Source organism: Streptomyces sp. NPDC059866, assembly GCF_042731325.1.
Taxonomy (GTDB): Bacteria; Actinomycetota; Actinomycetes; order Streptomycetales; family Streptomycetaceae; genus Streptomyces; species Streptomyces flavusporus.
In genome coordinates this window covers 44,248-62,642 of sequence record NZ_JBHWJT010000038.1, presented here as the reverse complement: position 1 = coordinate 62,642, position 18,395 = coordinate 44,248, and the positions used below count along the sequence as shown (strand labels likewise).

15 protein-coding genes, 1 pseudogene and 1 riboswitch are annotated in these 18,395 nt (G+C 70.6%); of the genes and pseudogenes, 12 read left to right on the top strand and 4 right to left on the bottom strand.

The genetic code is table 11. The features are described from left to right. The 5 genes from ACFV7R_RS39005 to ACFV7R_RS38985 all read left to right on the top strand — a co-directional run. The coding region (locus ACFV7R_RS39005) for a flavodoxin-dependent (E)-4-hydroxy-3-methylbut-2-enyl-diphosphate synthase (RefSeq protein WP_385272931.1) at positions 1–288 on the top strand (288 nt) is incomplete at its 5' end. 30 nt (positions 289–318) lie between these two features. Next, positions 319–2,274, top strand: coding sequence for a 1-deoxy-D-xylulose-5-phosphate synthase (gene dxs, locus ACFV7R_RS39000; RefSeq protein WP_385272928.1), 1,956 nt, complete (start codon positions 319–321; stop codon positions 2,272–2,274). Beyond that, entirely contained in the window at positions 2,271–3,698 is a 1,428-nt protein-coding gene (locus tag ACFV7R_RS38995) for an aspartate aminotransferase family protein (RefSeq protein ID WP_385272925.1), read from the top strand. Before dxs ends, ACFV7R_RS38995 begins: the two co-directional genes overlap by 4 nt. A gap of 61 nt (positions 3,699–3,759) precedes the next feature. Further along, positions 3,760–4,383 (top strand): helix-turn-helix domain-containing protein, encoded by a 624-nt coding sequence (locus ACFV7R_RS38990; protein ID WP_385272922.1) that lies wholly within the window; start codon positions 3,760–3,762, stop codon positions 4,381–4,383. Next, positions 4,380–4,499: a DUF6126 family protein gene (locus ACFV7R_RS38985; RefSeq protein ID WP_385272919.1), complete on the top strand. Its 120-nt coding sequence runs from the start codon at positions 4,380–4,382 to the stop codon at positions 4,497–4,499. The genes ACFV7R_RS38990 and ACFV7R_RS38985 overlap by 4 nt, the downstream gene beginning before the upstream one ends. A gap of 19 nt (positions 4,500–4,518) precedes the next feature. On the opposite strand, the gene ACFV7R_RS38980 is transcribed toward ACFV7R_RS38985, so the two are convergent. Next, a complete protein-coding gene (locus ACFV7R_RS38980; RefSeq protein ID WP_385272916.1) occupies positions 4,519–5,316 on the bottom strand; it encodes a tyrosine-protein phosphatase in 798 nt (265 codons plus the stop codon). A gap of 203 nt (positions 5,317–5,519) precedes the next feature. Here ACFV7R_RS38980 and ACFV7R_RS38975 point away from each other — a divergent pair, with 203 nt between their 5' ends. The 3 genes from ACFV7R_RS38975 (at position 5,520) to ACFV7R_RS38965 (ending at position 10,049) form a co-directional block, all read left to right on the top strand. Further along, positions 5,520–7,589, top strand: coding sequence for an alpha-galactosidase (locus ACFV7R_RS38975; RefSeq protein WP_385272912.1), 2,070 nt, complete (start codon positions 5,520–5,522; stop codon positions 7,587–7,589). Positions 7,590–7,896: 307 nt separating this feature from the next. Further along, a riboswitch (cyclic di-AMP (ydaO/yuaA leader) is annotated at positions 7,897–8,054 on the top strand. Between the two features lie 4 nt (positions 8,055–8,058). Further along, positions 8,059–9,051 carry a peptidoglycan DD-metalloendopeptidase family protein gene (locus ACFV7R_RS38970; protein WP_385272909.1) on the top strand — a complete coding sequence of 331 codons (993 nt, stop codon included), beginning with the start codon at positions 8,059–8,061 and terminating at the stop codon, positions 9,049–9,051. A gap of 212 nt (positions 9,052–9,263) precedes the next feature. Next, positions 9,264–10,049, top strand: a complete 786-nt coding sequence (locus ACFV7R_RS38965; RefSeq protein WP_385272943.1) for an SGNH/GDSL hydrolase family protein — start codon at positions 9,264–9,266, stop codon at positions 10,047–10,049. Positions 10,050–10,166: 117 nt separating this feature from the next. Here ACFV7R_RS38965 and ACFV7R_RS38960 read toward each other — a convergent pair whose 3' ends face one another. After that, positions 10,167–10,784, bottom strand: a complete 618-nt coding sequence (locus ACFV7R_RS38960) for a TetR family transcriptional regulator C-terminal domain-containing protein (protein ID WP_385272906.1) — start codon at positions 10,782–10,784, stop codon at positions 10,167–10,169. 53 nt (positions 10,785–10,837) lie between these two features. After that, positions 10,838–12,016, bottom strand: coding sequence for a Glu/Leu/Phe/Val dehydrogenase dimerization domain-containing protein (locus ACFV7R_RS38955; RefSeq protein ID WP_385272903.1), 1,179 nt, complete (start codon positions 12,014–12,016; stop codon positions 10,838–10,840). A 129-nt stretch (positions 12,017–12,145) separates the two neighbouring features. Here ACFV7R_RS38955 and ACFV7R_RS38950 point away from each other — a divergent pair, with 129 nt between their 5' ends. After that, complete coding sequence (locus tag ACFV7R_RS38950) at positions 12,146–13,330, top strand: MBL fold metallo-hydrolase (RefSeq protein ID WP_385272901.1); 1,185 nt, start codon at positions 12,146–12,148, stop codon at positions 13,328–13,330. 173 nt (positions 13,331–13,503) lie between these two features. Beyond that, positions 13,504–13,938, top strand: coding sequence for a VOC family protein (locus ACFV7R_RS38945; RefSeq protein ID WP_385272898.1), 435 nt, complete (start codon positions 13,504–13,506; stop codon positions 13,936–13,938). Positions 13,939–14,147: 209 nt separating this feature from the next. Here the strand turns inward: ACFV7R_RS38945 and ACFV7R_RS38940 are convergent, their stop codons facing one another. Beyond that, positions 14,148–15,470 (bottom strand): MFS transporter, encoded by a 1,323-nt coding sequence (locus ACFV7R_RS38940; RefSeq protein WP_385272895.1) that lies wholly within the window; start codon positions 15,468–15,470, stop codon positions 14,148–14,150. Here ACFV7R_RS38940 and ACFV7R_RS38935 point away from each other — a divergent pair. Together ACFV7R_RS38935 and ACFV7R_RS38930 are read left to right on the top strand one after the other, a co-directional pair. Further along, a pseudogene (locus ACFV7R_RS38935) lies at positions 15,463–15,798 on the top strand (MBL fold metallo-hydrolase); the annotation flags it as partial. The gene ACFV7R_RS38940 and the pseudogene ACFV7R_RS38935 sit on opposite strands and share 8 nt — an antisense overlap. Before the next feature lie 497 nt (positions 15,799–16,295). Further along, on the top strand, positions 16,296–18,329 hold the full coding sequence (locus ACFV7R_RS38930) for an ATP-binding protein (protein ID WP_385272892.1): 2,034 nt from the start codon (positions 16,296–16,298) through the stop codon (positions 18,327–18,329). The last annotated feature ends 66 nt before the right edge of the window (positions 18,330–18,395 follow it).

Genomic DNA, 18,395 nt, shown 5'->3' with positions numbered 1-18,395 from the left:
GAGGTCACCGCCGGCCTTGAGGGCATGGAGGTCCCGCTGCGCGTCGCGGTCATGGGGTGTGTGGTGAACGGTCCCGGCGAGGCCCGCGAGGCGGACCTCGGCGTCGCCTCCGGCAACGGCAAGGGGCAGATCTTCGTCAAGGGCGAGGTCATCAAGACCGTCCCCGAGTCCAAGATCGTCGAGACGCTGATCGAAGAGGCCATGAAGCTGGCCGAGCAGATGGAGACGGACGGGGCCGCAGCGGGCGCCCCCACCGGCACGGGGAAACCGGCAGTGACGGTGAGTTGAGGGAAGGCACGGACCGAGAGGGGGCCGAGCGTGACGATTCTGGAGAACATCCGGGGACCACGCGACCTGAAGGCGCTGTCCGAGGCGCAACTACGCGAACTGTCCGACGAAATCAGGGAGTTCCTGGTGCAGGCGGTGGCCAGGACCGGCGGCCACCTCGGGCCCAACCTGGGGGTGGTGGAACTCTCCGTCGCGCTCCACCGGGTCTTCGAGTCACCGGTCGACCGCATCCTGTGGGACACCGGACACCAGAGCTACGTACACAAGCTGCTGACAGGACGTCAGGACTTCTCCAAGCTGCGCGGCAAGGGCGGGCTGTCCGGCTATCCGTCGCGCGAGGAGTCCGAGCACGACATCATCGAGAACAGCCATGCCTCCACCGCGCTCGGCTGGGCCGACGGCCTCGCCAAGGCCCGCCAGGTGCAGGGTGAGAAAGGGCATGTCGTCGCGGTGATCGGCGACGGCGCGCTCACCGGCGGCATGGCCTGGGAGGCGCTGAACAACATCGCGGCCGCCAAGGACCGGCCGCTGATCATCGTCGTCAACGACAACGAGCGCTCGTACGCGCCGACCATCGGGGGGCTGGCCAACCATCTCGCGACGCTGCGCACCACCGACTCGTACGAGAAGGTCCTCGCCTGGGGCAAGGACGTACTCCTGCGCACCCCGGTCGTGGGAGGAACGGTCTACGAGGCGCTGCACGGCGCGAAGAAGGGCTTCAAGGACGCCTTCGCGCCGCAGGGGATGTTCGAGGACCTCGGCCTGAAGTACGTCGGTCCCATCGACGGACACGACATCAAGGCCGTCGAGTCGGCGCTGCGGCGCGCCAAACGTTTCCACGGGCCGGTGCTGGTGCACTGCCTCACCGTGAAGGGCCGCGGCTATGAACCCGCCCTCGCGCACGAGGAGGACCACTTCCACACCGTCGGCGTGATGGACCCGCTCACCTGCGAGCCGCTGGCTCCGTCCAACGGGCCCTCCTGGACCTCGGTGTTCGGCGACGAGATCGTCAGGATCGGCGAGGAGCGGGAGGACGTCGTGGCGATCACGGCGGCCATGCTGCACCCGGTGGGCCTCGCCGAGTTCGCCCAGCGGTTCCCGGACCGGGTGTGGGACGTCGGCATCGCCGAACAGCACGCGGTGGTTTCCGCGGCCGGCCTCGCGGCCGGCGGACTGCACCCCGTCGTCGCCGTCTACGCCACCTTCCTCAACCGCGCCTTCGACCAGCTCCTGATGGACGTGGCGCTGCACCGCTGCGGGGTGACCTTCGTCCTGGACCGAGCCGGCGTGACCGGTGCCGACGGGGCCTCCCACAACGGCATGTGGGACATGTCGATCCTCCAGGTCGTGCCCGGGCTGCGGATCGCCGCGCCACGCGACGCCGACCAGCTGCGGGCCCAGCTGCGCGAGGCGGTCGCCGTCGACGACGCGCCGACGCTCGTGCGCTTCCCCAAGGAGTCGGTGGGGCCGTGCGTCCCGGCCGTCGACCGGCTGGGCGGCATCGACGTACTGCACTCTTCGGATCCTTCGGATGTCCTGCTGGTCGCCGTCGGCGTGATGGCGCCGGTCTGCCTGCAGGCCGCCGAGCTGCTCGAAGCACGCGGCATCGGCTGCACCGTCGTCGACCCCCGCTGGGTCAAGCCCGTCGACCCGGCGCTGCCCGGCCTCGCCGCCACGCACCGGCTGGTCGCGGTCGTCGAGGACAACAGCCGCGCCTCCGGGGTCGGCGCGGCGGTGGCGCTCGCGCTGAGCGACGCCGAAGTGGACGTTCCCGTACGGCGGTTCGGCATCCCGGAGCAGTTCCTCGCGCACGCCAAGCGCGGTGAGGTGCTGGCCGACATCGGCCTCACGCCGGTCGAGATCGCCGGGCGGATCAGCGCGAGCCTGGCCGTCAAGGAGGAGCTGTCCAAGGCGACCGACCTCCACGCGGAGCTGTCCGGGGAGACGGCTGTGACGGAAGAGCTGTCCAAGGAGACTCAGCCATGACAACCGCGGAATCCGCGTCCCAGCCGCCGGAGCCGGGGCCCGAGAAGGAGTTCGACCTCGGTGCGCTGCTGGCCCGGCGCGGAGCCGAGCGCTACGAGCTGCACGCCCGGTACCTCAACCACCAGCTCCCGCGCATGCTGCACACGATCGGCTTCGACAAGGTCTACGAGCGGGCCGAGGGCGCCTACTTCTGGGACGCGGACGGCAACGACTACCTGGACATGCTCGCCGGCTTCGGGGTGATGGGCCTGGGCCGCCACCACCCCGTGGTCCGCAAGGCGCTGCACGACGTCCTCGACGCCCAGCTCGCCGACCTCACCCGCTTCGACTGCCAGCCGCTGCCCGGCCTGCTGGCCGAGCGGCTGCTGGCGCACAGCCCGCATCTGAACCGGGTGTTCTTCGGCAACAGCGGCACCGAGGCCGTCGAGACGGCGCTGAAGTTCGCCCGGTACGTCACCGGCCGGCCGCGGATCCTGTACTGCACGCACGCCTTCCACGGACTGACCACCGGCTCGCTGTCCGTGAACGGCGAGTCGGGCTTCCGCGACGGCTTCGCCCCGCTGCTGCCCGACACGGCCGTGCCGCTCGGCGACCTCGACGCTCTGGCCCGGGAACTGAAACGGGGTGACGTCGCCGCCCTGATCGTCGAGCCCATCCAGGGCAAGGGCGTGCACGAGGCCCCGCCCGGCTATCTGCGCGCCGCCCAGGAGCTGCTCCACCGGCACAAGGCGCTGCTCATCGCGGACGAGGTGCAGACCGGGCTGGGCCGGACCGGCGACTTCTACGCCTACCAGCACGAGGAGGGCGTCGAGCCGGACCTGGTGTGCGTGGCGAAGGCCCTCTCGGGCGGCTATGTGCCGGTGGGCGCCACCCTGGGCAAGGACTGGATCTTCAAGAAGGTCTACTCGGCGATGGACCGGGTGCTGGTCCACTCGGCCAGCTTCGGATCCAACGCCCAGGCCATGGCGGCGGGCCTGGCGGTGCTGTCGGTGATGGAGAACCAACAGATCGTCGCGGGCGTGCGCACCACCGGCGAGCTGCTCAGATCCCGGCTGGCGGCGCTGACCGACACGTACGAGATGCTCGCGGACGTCCGCGGCCGGGGACTGATGATCGGCATCGAGTTCGGCCGGCCCCGGTCGCTGAAGCTGCGCAGCCGCTGGGCCATGCTGCAGGCCGCCCGTAAAGGGCTGTTCGCGCAGATGGTGGTCGTGCCGCTGCTGCAGCGACACCGGATTCTCACCCAGGTCTCCGGCGACCATCTGGAGGTCATCAAGCTGATCCCGCCGCTGATCATCGGCGAGCGGGAGGTGGACCGGTTCGTCGACGCGTTCACGGCCGTGATGGACGACGCACACAACGGCGGCGGGCTGGTGTGGGACTTCGGGAAGACGCTGGTGAAGCAGGCGGTCGCCCACCGATAGCGTTTTTGCCTGAAAGGCAACAAATTTGCCCGATGGGCAAAGTCTCCGGCTGAATGGAGGCATGAACTCCTCCGCCTCCGAGCCCGGGGCCGAGCCGGCCGACGGTCTGCCGGTGGTCGCTCCCCAGCTCCGTGCCCTGCGCCGACGGGCCGGCCGCACCCTGGAGGCCGCCGCCCGCGCCGCCGGACTCTCGCCCGCCCATCTCTCCCGGCTGGAGACCGGGCAGCGTCAGCCCTCGCTGCCGATGCTGCTCGCGCTCGCCCGTATCTACGGTACGACCGTCTCGGAGCTGCTCGGCGAGACGGTCGCCGACCAGGACGCCGTCGTGCGCGCGGCCGACATGGAGCCGACCGGAGCGGGCGGCTGGACGTACTGGCAGGCCGGCGCGCCCGGCCGCGGCATGCAGGCGCTGCGCGTCCACGTGCCGTACGGCTCCCAGGGCGACATCGTGCGCGTGCACCCCGGTGAGGAGTGGCTGTACGTCCTCCAGGGCCGCCTGCGGCTGCGCCTCGGGGACACCGTGCACCTGCTCGAACCGGGGGACAGCGCCCACTTCGACTCGCTGACCCCGCACCGCATCGCCGCCCAGGACCCCGACGGCGTCGAGCTCCTGTTCGTCCACACCCTGCTACAGAGCCCCACGGCCGCGCTGTGCCTCGGCCCCATCACGGGAGAAACGCCATGAGCAACATCGAGCAGAAGTTCCCGCGGGCCATCTGGGTCCGGCTGTTGATCTACATCGCGGCGGGACATGTCTTCGCCGGCTTCCTCTACCTGCTCTTCGAGGTGGGGGCGAAGTAGGGCCGCACTCGGCTCCGGCTCAGTCGAGCAGTCGCGCGCGCAGCCGGTCCCGGGTCTCCGGGGCGATCCCCAGTCCCTGTTCCAGGTAGGTGTCGACGCCGCCCCACGTCCCGTCGATGGTCTCGATGGCCGCCGTCAGATACTCGGCGCGCGCGTCGAAGAGAGGGCTGAGAAGCTCCATGACCTCGGGGGAGTAGGCCGAGGCGGAGGTGCTGCTGCGGTGCACCTTGTAGCGGCGGTGCTTGGCGTTCGACTCCAGGTAGTCGGCGAGGATGGCCTCGCGCTCCACGCCGAGGGCGAGCAGCGTGACGGCGATGGACAGGCCGGCGCGGTCCTTGCCCGCCGCGCAGTGCATCAGGGTCGGGACGCTGTCCTCGGCGAGCGCGTGCAGCACCTGGGAGTGCTCGGTCGTGCGCTCCTTGATGATCGTGCGGTACGAGGTGATCATCCGGTTCGCCGCCTTGCCGTCCGCGAGGATCGTGCGCAGCTGGTCCAGGTCGCCGTCCCGGACCATCTTCCAGAACTCGGCGCCGTCCGCGGGGTCCGTCAGCGGCAGGTTCACATTGCGCACGCCCGGCAGCTCGACGTCGGGGCCCTCGAGCTTCTGGTCCGCCGCGTTGCGGAAGTCGAAGATCGTGTGCAGTCCGAGGGAGCCGAGGAACTCGGCGTCCTCGTCGGTGGCGTGCGCGAGGTGACCGCTGCGGAACAACACCCCGTACCGCACCCGTCGGCCGTCCACCGTCGGCAGGCCGCCGACGTCACGGAAGTTGCGCACTCCGGCCAGTTCGGGCTCGGTCGACGGCACCTGCTGCGTCACGGGGGCTCCCTCCCATCGGCCCCGCCGGCGCGGCTCGTCGACGGGCACGCAGTCGACGATACGACATGGATTCCTGGGGCAATGAGTTGTCCACAGGAGGTCACCGCCCATTGGACGAGTTGTCCACAGGCGTTGCCCCGGACGCCCGCGGCCCTTGATGATGTTGGTGCTTGAGTGGAGCTGTCGGAATCTGTGAGGGCCTGATGTTGGAGATCGCCGAGAACGGGCGTACGTGGCTGCTGTCGGGGCCCACGAGCAGCTATGCCGTCCACCTCACCGACGACGACGAGCTGCTGCATCTGCACTGGGGCCCGCGGATCGCGCTCGCCGACGCCGAGGCCCTCGCCGTGCGCCCACTGCCGGACTACTGGCCCTTCGAGTCGCCGCTCGACGGGCGCGAGGAGTATCCCGTCGAGGGCGGCCCTCGCTTCGTGCGGCCCGCCCTGTCCGTGCGCACCGACGAGCGGCGCGGCACCGAGTGGCGTTTCGAGGCCCACGAGACCGCGGACCAGGAGCTGCGGCTGCGCTTCCGCGACGCCGGGCTGGCGATCACCCTGCACTACCGGATGCGTGACGACGTCGTGGAGCGCTGGGTGACCCTGCACAACGACGGGCCCGAGGCCGAGCTGCTGCGTGCCGACTCCGCGACCTGGACCCTGCCGGACCGCGACGCATGGCGGCTGTCCCAGCTGCACGGCCGCTGGGCCGCGGAGTCCCGGCTCGTGCGCTCCCCCCTCACCTACGGTGAGAAGGTCATCGGCAGCCGCCGCGGACACACCGGACACCAGCATCTGCCGTGGGTGGCGCTGGACACCGACGCGACCGAGGAGCGCGGCGAGGTCTACGGCTGCGCCCTCGCCTGGTCGGGCTCGTGGCGGATCGCCGTCGCGCAACTGCCGGACGCGCGCGTGCAGATCACCGGCGGAGCCGGTTACGACGACTCCGGCCTGCTGCGGCTGGCGGCGGGGGAGTCCTTCACCACCCCTGTCTTCGCCGGCCTCTTCAGCGACGGCGGCTTCGGCGGTGCCAGTCGCGCCTGGCACGCCTATCAGCGGGCGTACGTCATTCCGGACGCCGAGCGGGACCGGCCGGTGCTTTTCAACTCCTGGGAGGCCACCGAGTTCGACATCAGCGAGGAGCAGCAGCGGGCGCTCGCCCGGCGGGCCGCGGCGATCGGCGTCGAGCTGTTCGTGGTCGACGACGGCTGGTTCGGGGCGCGCACCAGCGACCGCGCCGGGCTCGGCGACTGGACACCCAACCCCGACCGCTTCCCGGCCGGGCTCAAGCCGCTCGCCGACGACGTGCACGCCCTCGGGATGCAGTTCGGGATCTGGGTCGAGCCCGAGATGGTCAACCCGGACAGCGAGCTGTACCGCGCCCATCCGGACTGGGTGCAGTTCCAACCGGGGCGAAAGCGGACAGAACTTCGTAATCAGCTCGTACTGAACCTCGCGCGGGAGGATGTGCAGGACTACCTCTGGGAGCAGCTGCACGGGCTCCTGTCCAGCGCCCCGATCGACTACGTCAAGTGGGACTTCAACCGTTGCTTCACCGATGCCGGCTGGCCCGGCGAGCCGTATCCGCAGCGGCTGTGGGTCGACCATGTGCGCGCCGTGTACGCCCTGGTGGACCGGCTGCGGGCGGCCCACCCCGGTGTCGCCTTCGAGTCCTGCTCGGGCGGCGGCGGTCGCATCGACCTCGGTGTGATGAGCCGTACCGACCAGGTGTGGACCTCCGACAACACCGATCCGCTCGACCGGCTCGCCATCCAGGACGGCTTCAGTCAGATTCATCCCGCGCGCGTGATGGCCGCCTGGGTCACCGACAGCCCCAACGCCCAGCTCAACGGCCGGGTCAGCTCGTTGCGCTTCCGCTTCGTCAGCGCCATGGCCGGGGTGCTCGGCGTCGGGGGTGACCTCACCCGGTGGACCGACGAGGAGCTCGCGGAGGCCCGGGACTGGGTGGCGCTCTACAAGGAGATCCGGCCACTCGTGCAGCGCGGGGACCTCCACCGGCTGCGGCCGCCACGGGGCGGGCTGAGCGCCGTCCAGTACGTACGCGGCGACGAGGCCGTCGTGCTCGCCTGGCTTCAGGCGCAGAGCTACGGGGAGCCCGTCCCGGCGCTGCGGCTGCGTGGCCTCGACCCCACCGCATCGTACGAATGCCGCGAAACGGGCGAAGTGCACCGGGGTGCCGTACTGCTGCACCACGGACTGCGCACCGGGCTGCGGGGTGACCTCGATGCGACGGTTCTCCGACTGCGCCGCATCTGACTCTTCTGTCCGAATTAACCTCTTCATTCCAAGTCGCTCGGGAATAAAGGAACCTGGAGCGACGTCACGTGAGCAGCGTCATATCCGTGACCGTGCGTCGCCCGTCATGTCCACGTAATCCAAGCGCTTTTCAAGGGCATTTGCGGAACATGACGGTTTCGGAATCCACGGAGGGTGACGGTGAATTCGGTGAACTGATCAAGAAGTGGGTGTTCGTGCGGAACCTCTTGCTTGTCCCATTGCGTCTTGGTCGCTTACGTTCCACACCGATCCGGGCGGACGCCTAATCCTGCCGCCGCCCGGTGCCCGCGCAAACCCACCCGTGTACGGCAGGAGCGGGGGACCCACAGGTACAAATGCCTGTTCCGGTCTCCGGAACGGCTAGGGGTACAGCCGCGCTTCGGCGCGGCCGGGCATCTCCAGTCCGCACCCGACAGCTCACCTCGCAGGCGCCGGAGAGGAATTCGCCATGCCCGCGAAGGGTAAGCACCGCCGTCCGAAGACCCAGCGTTTCACCCGTTCCATCGCCATTGCCGGAACCGGTGGCGCCGCACTCGCCCTCCCGCTGATGGGGGCCGCCGGCGCCCATGCCGCCACTGCGCAGTCCGCTCCGGAAAACGCCGTTCAGTCGGTCGCCGCAGAGAAGGCCACCGCCCAGAAGAAGGCCGCCGAAAAGAAGTCCGCCGCCAAGAACGCCGGTGTGAGGACCTATTCGGTGAAGATCGGCGACTATCTTGCGAAGATCGCCGAGGGGCAGAACGTCAGCGGTGGCTGGCAGAAGCTCTACCAGGACAACCGTGAGGTCGTCGGCGACAACCCGTCGCTGATCCACCCCGGCCTGAAGCTCACGATCGGCAAGAAGGCCGCGGCGGGCACGGACGAGCCGTCGTCCGCTTCGTCCCCTTCCTCGTCGGAGTCGTCGGAGGCGTCCGAGGCCTCGAAGTCGTCGAACTCGACGGAGTCCTCGGCGAAGCCGTCCGATCAGTCGTCGTCCGCCGAGTCCTCCGCGTCGAACACGTCGACGGCCACCCAGACCTCCGCCGGCACCTCCAGCGGTTACTCCTCCCCCGTTGAGGGCGTCGCCGTCGGCACCGCCTACAAGGTGGCGGGCAGCATGTGGTCCAGCGGCTACCACACCGGCGTCGACTTCGCCACGCCGACGGGCACCCCGCTCAAGGCCGTCGGCGCAGGCACGGTCGTCTCCGCGGGCTGGGCCGGTGCGTACGGCAACCAGGTCGTCCTCAAGCTGGCCGACGGCTACTACGCCCAGTACGCCCACCTGTCCTCGCTGTCCGTCTCCGCCGGCCAGACCGTGACCGCGGGCCAGCAGGTCGGCTTCTCGGGCTCGACCGGCAACTCGACCGGTCCGCACCTGCACTTCGAGATCCGCACCACGCCGAACTACGGCTCGGACGTGGACCCGGTCGCGTACCTCCGCTCGCACGGCGTCTCCGTCGGCTGACGCACGCGCTCTCACGCCACCGAAGGCCGGACCCCGATCCCCGGGTCCGGCCTTCGGTGTGCGCGGACGGAGCGGTTATTCCACAGTTGACCAACCTTTTGGCAGTGGCTTATCTCACCGCCCGTCAACCTCTTCCTACGGTCGCGTAGGTCACATTCGACGCGGAATCATGTCCCGACGTGGCAGACGATTCGAAGAATGACAGCAGATCAGTGATCGGGTCGTACGTGGCGGTGGGGGACAGCTTCACCGAGGGCGTAGGCGACCCCGGCCCCGACGGGGCGTTCGTCGGCTGGGCCGACCGCTTCGCCGTACTGCTCGCGGACCGCCGAGCCGAGGGCGACTTCCAGTACACGAACCTCGCCGTACGCGGAAAACTGCTCGACCAGATCGTGGCGGACCAGCTTCCGCGGGCCGTCGAACGCGCGCCGGACCTGGTCTCGTTCTGCGCCGGCGGCAACGACATCCTCCGGCCCGGCACCGACCCGGACGACGTCGCCGAGCGCTTCGAGCGGGCGATCGCCGCGCTGACGGCCGTCGCGGGCACGGTGATGGTGACGACCGGCTTCGACACCCGGGGCGTACCCCTGCTGAAGCACCTGCGCGGCAAGATCGCCACCTACAACGGGCATGTGCGGGCCATCGCCGACCGGTACGGCTGTCCGGTGCTCGACCTGTGGTCCCTCAAGTCCGTTCAGGACCGCAGGGCCTGGGACGACGACCGGCTGCACCTCTCGCCCGAGGGGCACACCCGCGTGGCGCTGCGGGCCGGTCAGGTCCTCGGCCTCCCCGTCCCCGCCGATCCGGAGCAGCCCTGGCCGCCGGTTCCGCCGCGCGGCACGCTCGACGTCCGGCGGGACGACGTCCAATGGGCGCGCGAGTACCTGGTGCCGTGGATCGGCCGCCGGCTGCGCGGCGAGTCGTCGGGCGACCACGTGACGGCGAAGGGGACGCTGTCGCCGGACGACATCAGGATGCGGATCGCGTCGGTGGCTTGAGGCACATCCGTGGCGGACGCCGGGGGAGCGGGTCGTTCCGATCGCCTGCGTCGGATCGGCCCGCCTCCGGCGCTGACGGGCGTACGCCTTGAACCGCAACCTGTCCTCGCGGACGGCTCACGCGTGCCCCGCCGACGGCACCTCGGCCAGTCCGAGCTCGCGGGCGAGCGCCTCGTCGGCCCACTCCTGGGCCCGGGCGCGGGACAGTGCGCCCGGGTACGACGTCAGCTGGACGGCGAGGCCGTCGAGCAGGGCCGTCAGCCGCAGCGCCGCGCCCATGGGGTCCGGGCAGCGGAACTCGCCGGCGGCCACGCCCTCGGCGATGACCTCGGCGATCGCCGCCTTCCAGCGCTTGTCGAGGTCCCGGGTGACCTCCTGCAGGGCCGGCTCGCGCAGGGCGGCAGCCCAGCCCTCTATCCACAGCCGCCAGCCCTTGGCCTGGCCGGTCGGGGCGTACCAGCGCACGGCCGACCGGAGCCGGCGCAGCGCCGTCGTGCGCCGGCCGAGCAGCTTGCTCAGCTGGGCCAGGTCGTCCTCGGCGGCGTATGCGAACGCGGCGGCGACGAGCTTTTCCTTCGTCGAGAAGTGATAGAGCACCAGCGCGTTGCTCACGCCGAGCGTGGAGGCCACGTCGGCGATCCGGACCGCCGCGACACCCCGCGCCTCGATCTGCTCCACGGCGGCGCGCAACAACTCCTCGCGCCGTTCCTGCACGCTCAACCGCACTCTCGCCACGCGTTCACCCTAGGCCCTGTCGCACCATCGGTGCGCACGCGCGCGTGCGGCCGTCACCGGTACCAGCCGTAGCGTTCCGCGAGCACCGGGAGCCGGGCCGCCGCGACGGCGTGCGCGGCGGTCCGTGGTGTCGTGCCGTCGGTCTGCGCGCGGGACAGGACGAGCTCGACGAGAGCGCGCATCGAGCGGCGCGTGTACGTGAACGCCTCGTCCGCGTCGGCGCCGATGTCGCCGAAGAGGGTCCACCACCACCAGGCGTTCGTCCCGGAGTTGACCACCACGTCCGGCAGGACCGTGACTCCGCGCGCGGTCAGCAGCTCCTCCGCCTCCGGCAGTACGGGCATGTTGGCCGCCTCGACGATCCAGCGGGCGGTGATCCGGTCCTGGTTCGTGGTGTCGATCGCGTAGGAGACCGCCGCCGGCACCAGCACCTCCGCGTCGGCGGACAGCCAGGCGTCACCGGCCAGTTCACGGTCCCCGGGCCGCAGTACGCCGCGGTCCACCACGCCGTACGCGTCCCGCGCGGCGAGCAGCGCCTCGACGTCGAGCCCGTCGGGGTTGGCGATGGTGCCCTTGATGTCGGCGACCGCCACGATCGTCAGACCCGCGCGCGCGAGGAACCGTGCGGTGGCCCCACCCATGGTGCCCAGCCCTTGGACGGCGACCCGCGTCCCGGCATACGGCACTCCGGCCCGGTCGAGGGCCGTGAGCAGCGACTCGGCGACCCCACAGCCGCCGACCAGCTCGTCGAGCCCGATGCCGTCCACCTCGACCGCGAACGCGTCGGCGAGCCTCTGCCTGGCGGTGGCCTCGTCGTCGAGCAGCGGATACACGGCCTGGATCGACGAGACGAGCCCTGCATCGGTGGCGGCCCGGTCCACGAGGTCCTGGGTGAGGCCGAGGTCCTCGCCCGTGGTCCAGCAGCTCTCGACGTACGGCCGCATGGCCCGCAGGTACCGCACCAGGATTCCGTACGCCTCCGGGTCCCGCGGGTCGCAGTCGATACCGCCCTTGGCGCCGCCGAGCGGGACGTAGCGGCCCTCGGGGTTGTAGTGCAGCGCCTCCTTCGTGGTCATGCCGCGCGCGAGCCCGGTGACCTCGTCCGACGTGCAGCCCGCGCGCATCCGCAGCCCACCGCTGGCGACGCCGCGCACCAGCCGGTCGACGACCAGGAAGCCCTGGCGGCCGGTGACGTGGTCGGTCCAGGTGAGCGACAGCAGGGGGGCGGTCATATGGAGACTCCTCGGGGCGGATCGGCCAGTGATTACTGACTCCCGGTTCAGTATGGCGCCTGGTCGGTGCAGGAGTGTCGGAGGGGCGGACCATAATGGGAGGCCTTACCGACTCCACCTGGAGGTACCGTGGCCGGTTCCCGTTCCCTGAGCTCCGGGCTCCGCGCGCTGCAGCCCGAGGCCTTCGGCGCGGATCCGAGCGGTGAGCGCATGGCGCGCATCCGCAGATCTCCCTACTTCAAGGACGGGGTCTTCCAGAACCCCGGCGGCCCCTCCCGGACCCGGCCGTCGGGGTCGCCACTGGACTTCGCGAAGAAGTACTTCGACAAGGAAGATCGCAGGCGCCGCTCCCCGAAGGGTGCGGTGCCGGTGCATGCCACCACGCTCGCCGACCTCGCCAAGCCGCCGGTCACCGGGCTGCGGCTGACCTGGATGGGCCACTCCAGCGTCCTCGCGGAGATCGACGGACAGCGGGTGCTCTTCGACCCGGTCTGGGGTGAGCGCTGCTCACCGTTCCCCTTCGCCGGCCCCAAGCGCCTGCACCCGGTGCCGGTCCCGCTGGCGGCGCTCGGCCCGGTCGACGTCGTGGTCATCTCGCACGACCACTACGACCACCTGGACATGCCCACGATCAAGGCGCTGGCCGGCACGGACACCCTGTTCGCCGTCCCGCTCGGCGTCGGCGCACACCTCGAACACTGGGGCGTGTCCGCCGAGCGGCTGCGCGAACTGGAGTGGCACGAGACGACGCGGGTCGGCGGGCTCACCCTGACCGCCACCCCCGCCCGTCACTTCTGCGGCCGTGGCCTGCGCAACACCCAGCACACGCTGTGGGCCTCCTGGGTCGTGGCGGGGGACGAGCACCGGATATTCCACAGCGGTGACACCGGGTACTTCGAGGGCTTCCAGGACATCGGCGCCGACTACGGCCCGTTCGACGCGACGATGATCCAGCTCGGCGCGTACAGCGAGTTCTGGCCCGACATCCACATGACTCCGGACGAGGGCATGCGCGCCCACCTCGACCTTCAGGGCGGGGAGCCGGGCGGTGTGCTGCTGCCGATCCACTGGGGGACCTTCAACCTCGCCCCGCATGCCTGGGCCGAGCCCGGCGAGTGGACGATGGACGCCGCCGGCGCGGTCGGACAGGCGGTCGCCGTCCCTGTTCCGGGCGAGCCCTTCGAGCCCGCTGGAATCCTCCCCACGCGCCCCTGGTGGCGGGATGTGTCCCTGCCGCTGAACCGCAAGTGGCCCGTTCCGGAGATCACCCCGGAGGCGTCTCGTGACGACCTCGACCTTGTGGGTGAGGGCTGACCGCGGATGGGCTGAAGCGCGTGACGGAAGTCCTCGCAACCATGTCGGAGTCCGAGCGGGAGCACCCCCTGCAACCGCACGACACAGCAGCGGCTCGCAAGGGCCATCCGCTCGTCAACATGCGGATTCCGACCGGGAATTGAGCAACAGAATCCCCCTGCTACGGTGGGCCGATGGCATTGATCAAGCAGTTCCAGGTCACCTTCGACTGCGCAGAACCTGAGCGCGTCGCTCGTTTTTGGTGCGAGGTGTTGGGGTACGTCGTACCGCCGCCACCCGAGGGGTTTGCCACTTGGGACGATTTCAATCGCTCGCTGCCGCCCGAGGACCAGGGCTCATGGTTCGCATGCAGTGATCCCTCAGGTGTGGGCCCGCGACTGTTCTTCCAGCGCGTTCCCGAAGGCAAGGTCGTCAAGAATCGGCTGCATCTCGACGTGCGGGTCGGCACCGGACTCGTGGGTGAAGAGCGCCTGGCCACGCTTGAGGCCGAATGCGCACGACTGGTCGCGCTCGGCGCGGTACGCGTGCGACTACTGCCTGCCGATGACGACAACGAGTCGTGCATCGTGATGCAGGACATCGAGGGCAACGAGTTCTGTCTCGACTGAGATCCTCCGAGACGGCAAGGCGGGGAGCCGTCTCCTTCGAGCCTCTCCAAGGGCTTGCAGATCATCAACGTGTCGTCTCGACCTTGCAGTGATCTGCAAGCCCTTACTTCCAGATCCCGTTGAGGACGAGGGCGGCGTGGGCGAGGCCGCCGGCGAGTGGCGATGCGGCACAGCGAACACACCACGATGCACTACGAGGAGAAGTGAGTTCACCGAGAGCCGGGCGAGTGCGGCAGGACGGCATTCGCCGGCGTGCCTGCCGCGGTCTGAGCACGGCCTCCTTCTGCAACGAGGCGGAGCACGCGCTCCCGCTCATGGCGGCCCCAGGTCTCCTTGGTCGCGAGGATGCCGATGAGGCCGATCAAGGCCGCGCCGAGATAGAGCAGCGCCGCGCCCGGCCATCCGAAGGCGCCTACCAGGGCGGCGGCAAGCAGCGGCGCGAAGCCGCCGATGGCCGCGGCGACTTGGTAGCCGAGCGAGGCGCCCGAGGTACGCGTTGCGGTGCGGAACTGTTCGGTGAGCAGAGAGCCCTGGGTTCCTGTAAGTGATGCGTGGATGAGGCCGATGCCGATGATGAACACCGTCACCACCAGGGCGGGTCGGGCGGAGTTGGTGAGCAGATACATCGGAAAGGCGAAGAGGATCGCCGCCGTACAGGCCGTTATGTAGATGGGACGGCGTCCGATGCGGTCGGTAAGTGCGCCGGCGAGGAAGGTGACCGCAATGGCGAGGACGCTGGCGGCGGTGATTGCGCTGAGGGCGACGGGCCGGAGGTCGGGGTGGCGTTCGGTGATGTAGTTGAGCAGGTAGGTCGCGGTGGAGTAGTAGGCGAAGGATTCCACGACGCGCAAGGCGATGACACGCAGGATGCCGCGCCAATCGCCGGCCAGGGTCTCGAGGAGGGGGTTCTTCTCGGTCTTGCCGTTGGCCTGGGCCTCCTGGAACTCGGGGGATTCCGAGAGTCGGGAACGTACGATCAGCGCGACCATCACAAGGACGGCGCTGAGCAGGAAGGGGGTCCTCCACTGCCAGTTGCCGTCGAGGGGGTCACTCCACGCGAACACGCCGCTGGCCAGCGCAATGCCCAGAGGGTTGCCGGACTGGGGGATCGCGGCGAACATGCCGCGGCGGTGCCACGGCGCGTGCTCGTAGGCCATGGTGATCGCACCGCCCCATTCGGCACCGAACGCAAGGCCCTGAAGCATGCGGAGGACCACGAGCAGGATCGGTGCGAGCACACCGACCTGTTCGTAGGTCGGCAGCGCGCCGATGAGAAAGGTGGCGGCACCCATGACAAGCATCGCCGTGACGAGGACGGGTTTGCGACCGACCTTGTCGGCGAAGTAGCCGCCGATGGCCCCTCCGAGCGGGCGCATGACGAAACCGACGGCGAGAGTGGCGAAGGAGAGCAGGGTGCCGACGAACCGGTCGCTCTCGGGGCGGCACCGTCGCTTTGTGCTGCCGCCTGGATGTGCTGGCTCGGCATGTGGCCGAAGTTCTGACACCTGATAGAGCGTCATGTTGCCCGACATCCACATGACTCCGGACGAGGGCATGCGCGCCCACCTCGACCTTCAGGGCGGGGAGCCGGGCGGTGTGCTGCTGCCGATCCACTGGGGGACCTTCAACCTCGCCCCGCATGCCTGGACCGAGCCCGGCGAGTGGGTGATGGACGCCGCCGAGCAGGCGGGGCGGGCGGCGGCGTCCCCCCGTCCCGGTGAGCCCTTCGAGCCGGCCGAGGAGCTTCCGGTCGACCCGTGGTGGCGAGCGGTGTCCGCGCCTCTGCCGCACGCGTGGCGCCGTCCGACGGGAGCGGTGACGGCATCGCCCGGCCGGGGTGACCTCGGCCCGGCGGGCCAGGGGCGACGGTCGAGGTCCCGTCGCGGCTCACCTGCTGACCGGCGGCAGCAGCCGCTGACCAGCACGGTGACGACCGGTGATGTTCCACGGGGCCGGGCGGGGACGGCACAGGCGCTCGGCAAGCCTCGCGGCCGTCCCCGGCGAGCGAGGAAACCGACAGACGGAGGGGGTCGGGGAGCTCTGAACTCCCCGACCCCTCCGCCTCTTCGTGACCGCTTCTGACCAGGTCCGATCGTTCGATGTGCCATTCGATACGGAGCGTCCGGCGGGCTTATCGGTCTGTCGTACGAGGCCTCATACCAGAGTGGGACGCTTGCCGTAGGACTTTGTCAACTGCCCACCGCACATGATGTGTTGGCGACTACTGTGAGTGTCCGTCGGGCGACGCAGGGCCGGTTTCGTCGGCTCTCTCGACCGGCGCCGCGATGCCGCATGCCCGAGTCACGCAGACCGGGCCCACTCAAGGCCCCGACCGACGGACCAGTACGAGGACACCGATGTCACACCTCCGCGCACCGGCCGCACGCGCAGACCGCCGCGAGGGCGGACGGCACGGACGGCCGGTCGCCCGTACCGTCCCCTCGCTGCCCGAGGCCCACATACGGCCCCAACTGCTGCGCCTGGCCGTACTGCCTCCCGTCGCGGTTGCCCTCAGCGCCTGCGCCGCCGTCCTGTTCACCGTCCGCTCCACCGGCGCCCGCAGCAGCCTCACCCTGTGGGGCGTACTCGCCGGAGCGGTCTGTGTGACGCTCGCCGGCATCGTGATCGCCGCCGTCGCCGCCGGCCGGACCGCCCGGTCCGTGCACGAACGCGTCGGTGCCCTGCGCCGCAGCAGCGCCCGCCGCGAGGCCGATCTACGGGCGCTCGTCGAGGCGTTGCGCCGCGGCGAGGTCCCGCCCCAGCGCAAGCCGCGCGGCGGACCCCCCGAGGACGCCGACGACTTCGAACTGCTCGCCGCCGACCTGGCCCGCGCGCACGACGGCGCCGTCACCGCCGTCGTGCAGGCCGCCCAGCTCTCCAGCCAGGCCGGCAGCGAACAGAAGCTGGAGGTCTTCGTCAACCTCGCGCGACGGCTGCAGTCGCTGGTGCACCGCGAGATCGCGATCCTCGACGAGCTGGAGAACGAGATCGAGGACCCCGACCTGCTCAAGGGCCTCTTCCACGTCGACCACCTCGCCACCCGCATCCGCCGCCACGCCGAGAACCTCGCCGTGCTCGGCGGCGCCGTCTCCCGCCGGCAGTGGAGCAACCCGGTCTCCATGACCGAGGTGCTGCGCTCGGCGATCGCCGAGGTCGAGCAGTACTCACGGGTGAAACTCGTGCCGCCCGTCGACGGCACCCTGCGCGGCCACGCGGTCGCCGACGTGATCCACCTGCTGGCCGAACTCGTCGAGAACGCCACCGTGTTCTCCGCCCCGCACACCCAGGTGCTGCTGCGCGCCAACCTCGTCACCTCGGGACTGGCCGTCGAGGTCGAGGACCGTGGCCTCGGTATGCCGGTCGCCGAGCAGAACAAGATGAACGCCCTGCTCACCGACCCCGACCAGGTCAACGTCGCGCGACTGCTCGCGGACGGCCGCATCGGGCTGTTCGTCGTCTCGCAGCTCGCCCGACGGCACGGCATCACCGTCCGGCTGCAGAGCAACATCTACGGCGGGGTACAGGCCGTACTCGTCGTGCCGCAGGCCCTGCTGGGCACCCCGCCGGGCGCCCTCGGCGCCGCACCCCCCGTGCAGGACGGCGCGGCCGAGGGGCGGCAGCCGCGGGAGGCCACGAGCGCGCGCCGAGCAGCCCCCGTACCGCCGCCCCACCTGCAGCCTCCGCACACCCGAACCGACACGGCCGCCCCCACCGGGCAACCCGTCACCGGGCAACCCGTCACCGGGCACTCGCGGCCGCCGGACACCGCACCGGCCACCGGCAGCCGACCGACGCCCCTGCCGGTGCGCGGAGCTGAGGAGCGGCCCAACCCGGCGGAGGCGGTGCCCGGCATCAGGCCCGGCGAGCGTGCGGTCGTCGCCGAGCACACGGCGACGCCGCCCACGCCCCGAGGCGGCGCGGTCCGCGGCACCATGGACAAGCCCCAACTGCCCCGTCGCCGCGCCCAGGAACACATCGCACCCCAACTGCGCGGCGGACCGGCTCCACGGCAGGACACCGAGCCCGTCGTCGGCCACGACCCCGGCCTGATGGCGGCCTTCCAACGCGGTATCGGCCTCGCCGAGGCCCAGCAGAACACGGAGTCCGCCCCCACGGCCGCCGCCCACCCCGAGCCCCAGCCGACACGGCCCGCACACCGGCCGCCGACCGTGGTGCCGGAGCCCCGCCACACAGACCTGACCACCACGACCACGCCCCTCTCCATGGACGTACGCCCCACAGACGTACGGCACATGGAGGGACCGCATACGGACGTACCACCGCACATGGAGCCGGCTCATATAACCGAACCGCGGCCCGCACCTGCCTCGCGCAACAGCGCGCCCGCGCCCGGCCCCGACCGCCCCGACGGGAGCGCACCAGCCGGATGACCACCGCTGCCACGCCCGTCACCACCCCCACCGCAACCACCCCCGGCGCACCTTCGGGCACGCCCG

Coding starts and splice junctions, on each gene's coding strand:
- ACFV7R_RS38990 (WP_385272922.1), top strand. CDS start 3,760: ATGAACTCCTCCGCCTCCGAGCCCGGGGCCGAGCCGGCCGACGGTCTG.
- ACFV7R_RS38975 (WP_385272912.1), top strand. CDS start 5,520: ATGTTGGAGATCGCCGAGAACGGGCGTACGTGGCTGCTGTCGGGGCCC.
- ACFV7R_RS38995 (WP_385272925.1), top strand. CDS start 2,271: ATGACAACCGCGGAATCCGCGTCCCAGCCGCCGGAGCCGGGGCCCGAG.
- ACFV7R_RS38945 (WP_385272898.1), top strand. CDS start 13,504: ATGGCATTGATCAAGCAGTTCCAGGTCACCTTCGACTGCGCAGAACCT.
- ACFV7R_RS38985 (WP_385272919.1), top strand. CDS start 4,380: ATGAGCAACATCGAGCAGAAGTTCCCGCGGGCCATCTGGGTCCGGCTG.
- ACFV7R_RS38930 (WP_385272892.1), top strand. CDS start 16,296: ATGTCACACCTCCGCGCACCGGCCGCACGCGCAGACCGCCGCGAGGGC.
- ACFV7R_RS38955 (WP_385272903.1), bottom strand. CDS start 12,016: ATGACCGCCCCCCTGCTGTCGCTCACCTGGACCGACCACGTCACCGGC.
- ACFV7R_RS38970 (WP_385272909.1), top strand. CDS start 8,059: ATGCCCGCGAAGGGTAAGCACCGCCGTCCGAAGACCCAGCGTTTCACC.
- ACFV7R_RS38940 (WP_385272895.1), bottom strand. CDS start 15,470: ATGTCGGGCAACATGACGCTCTATCAGGTGTCAGAACTTCGGCCACAT.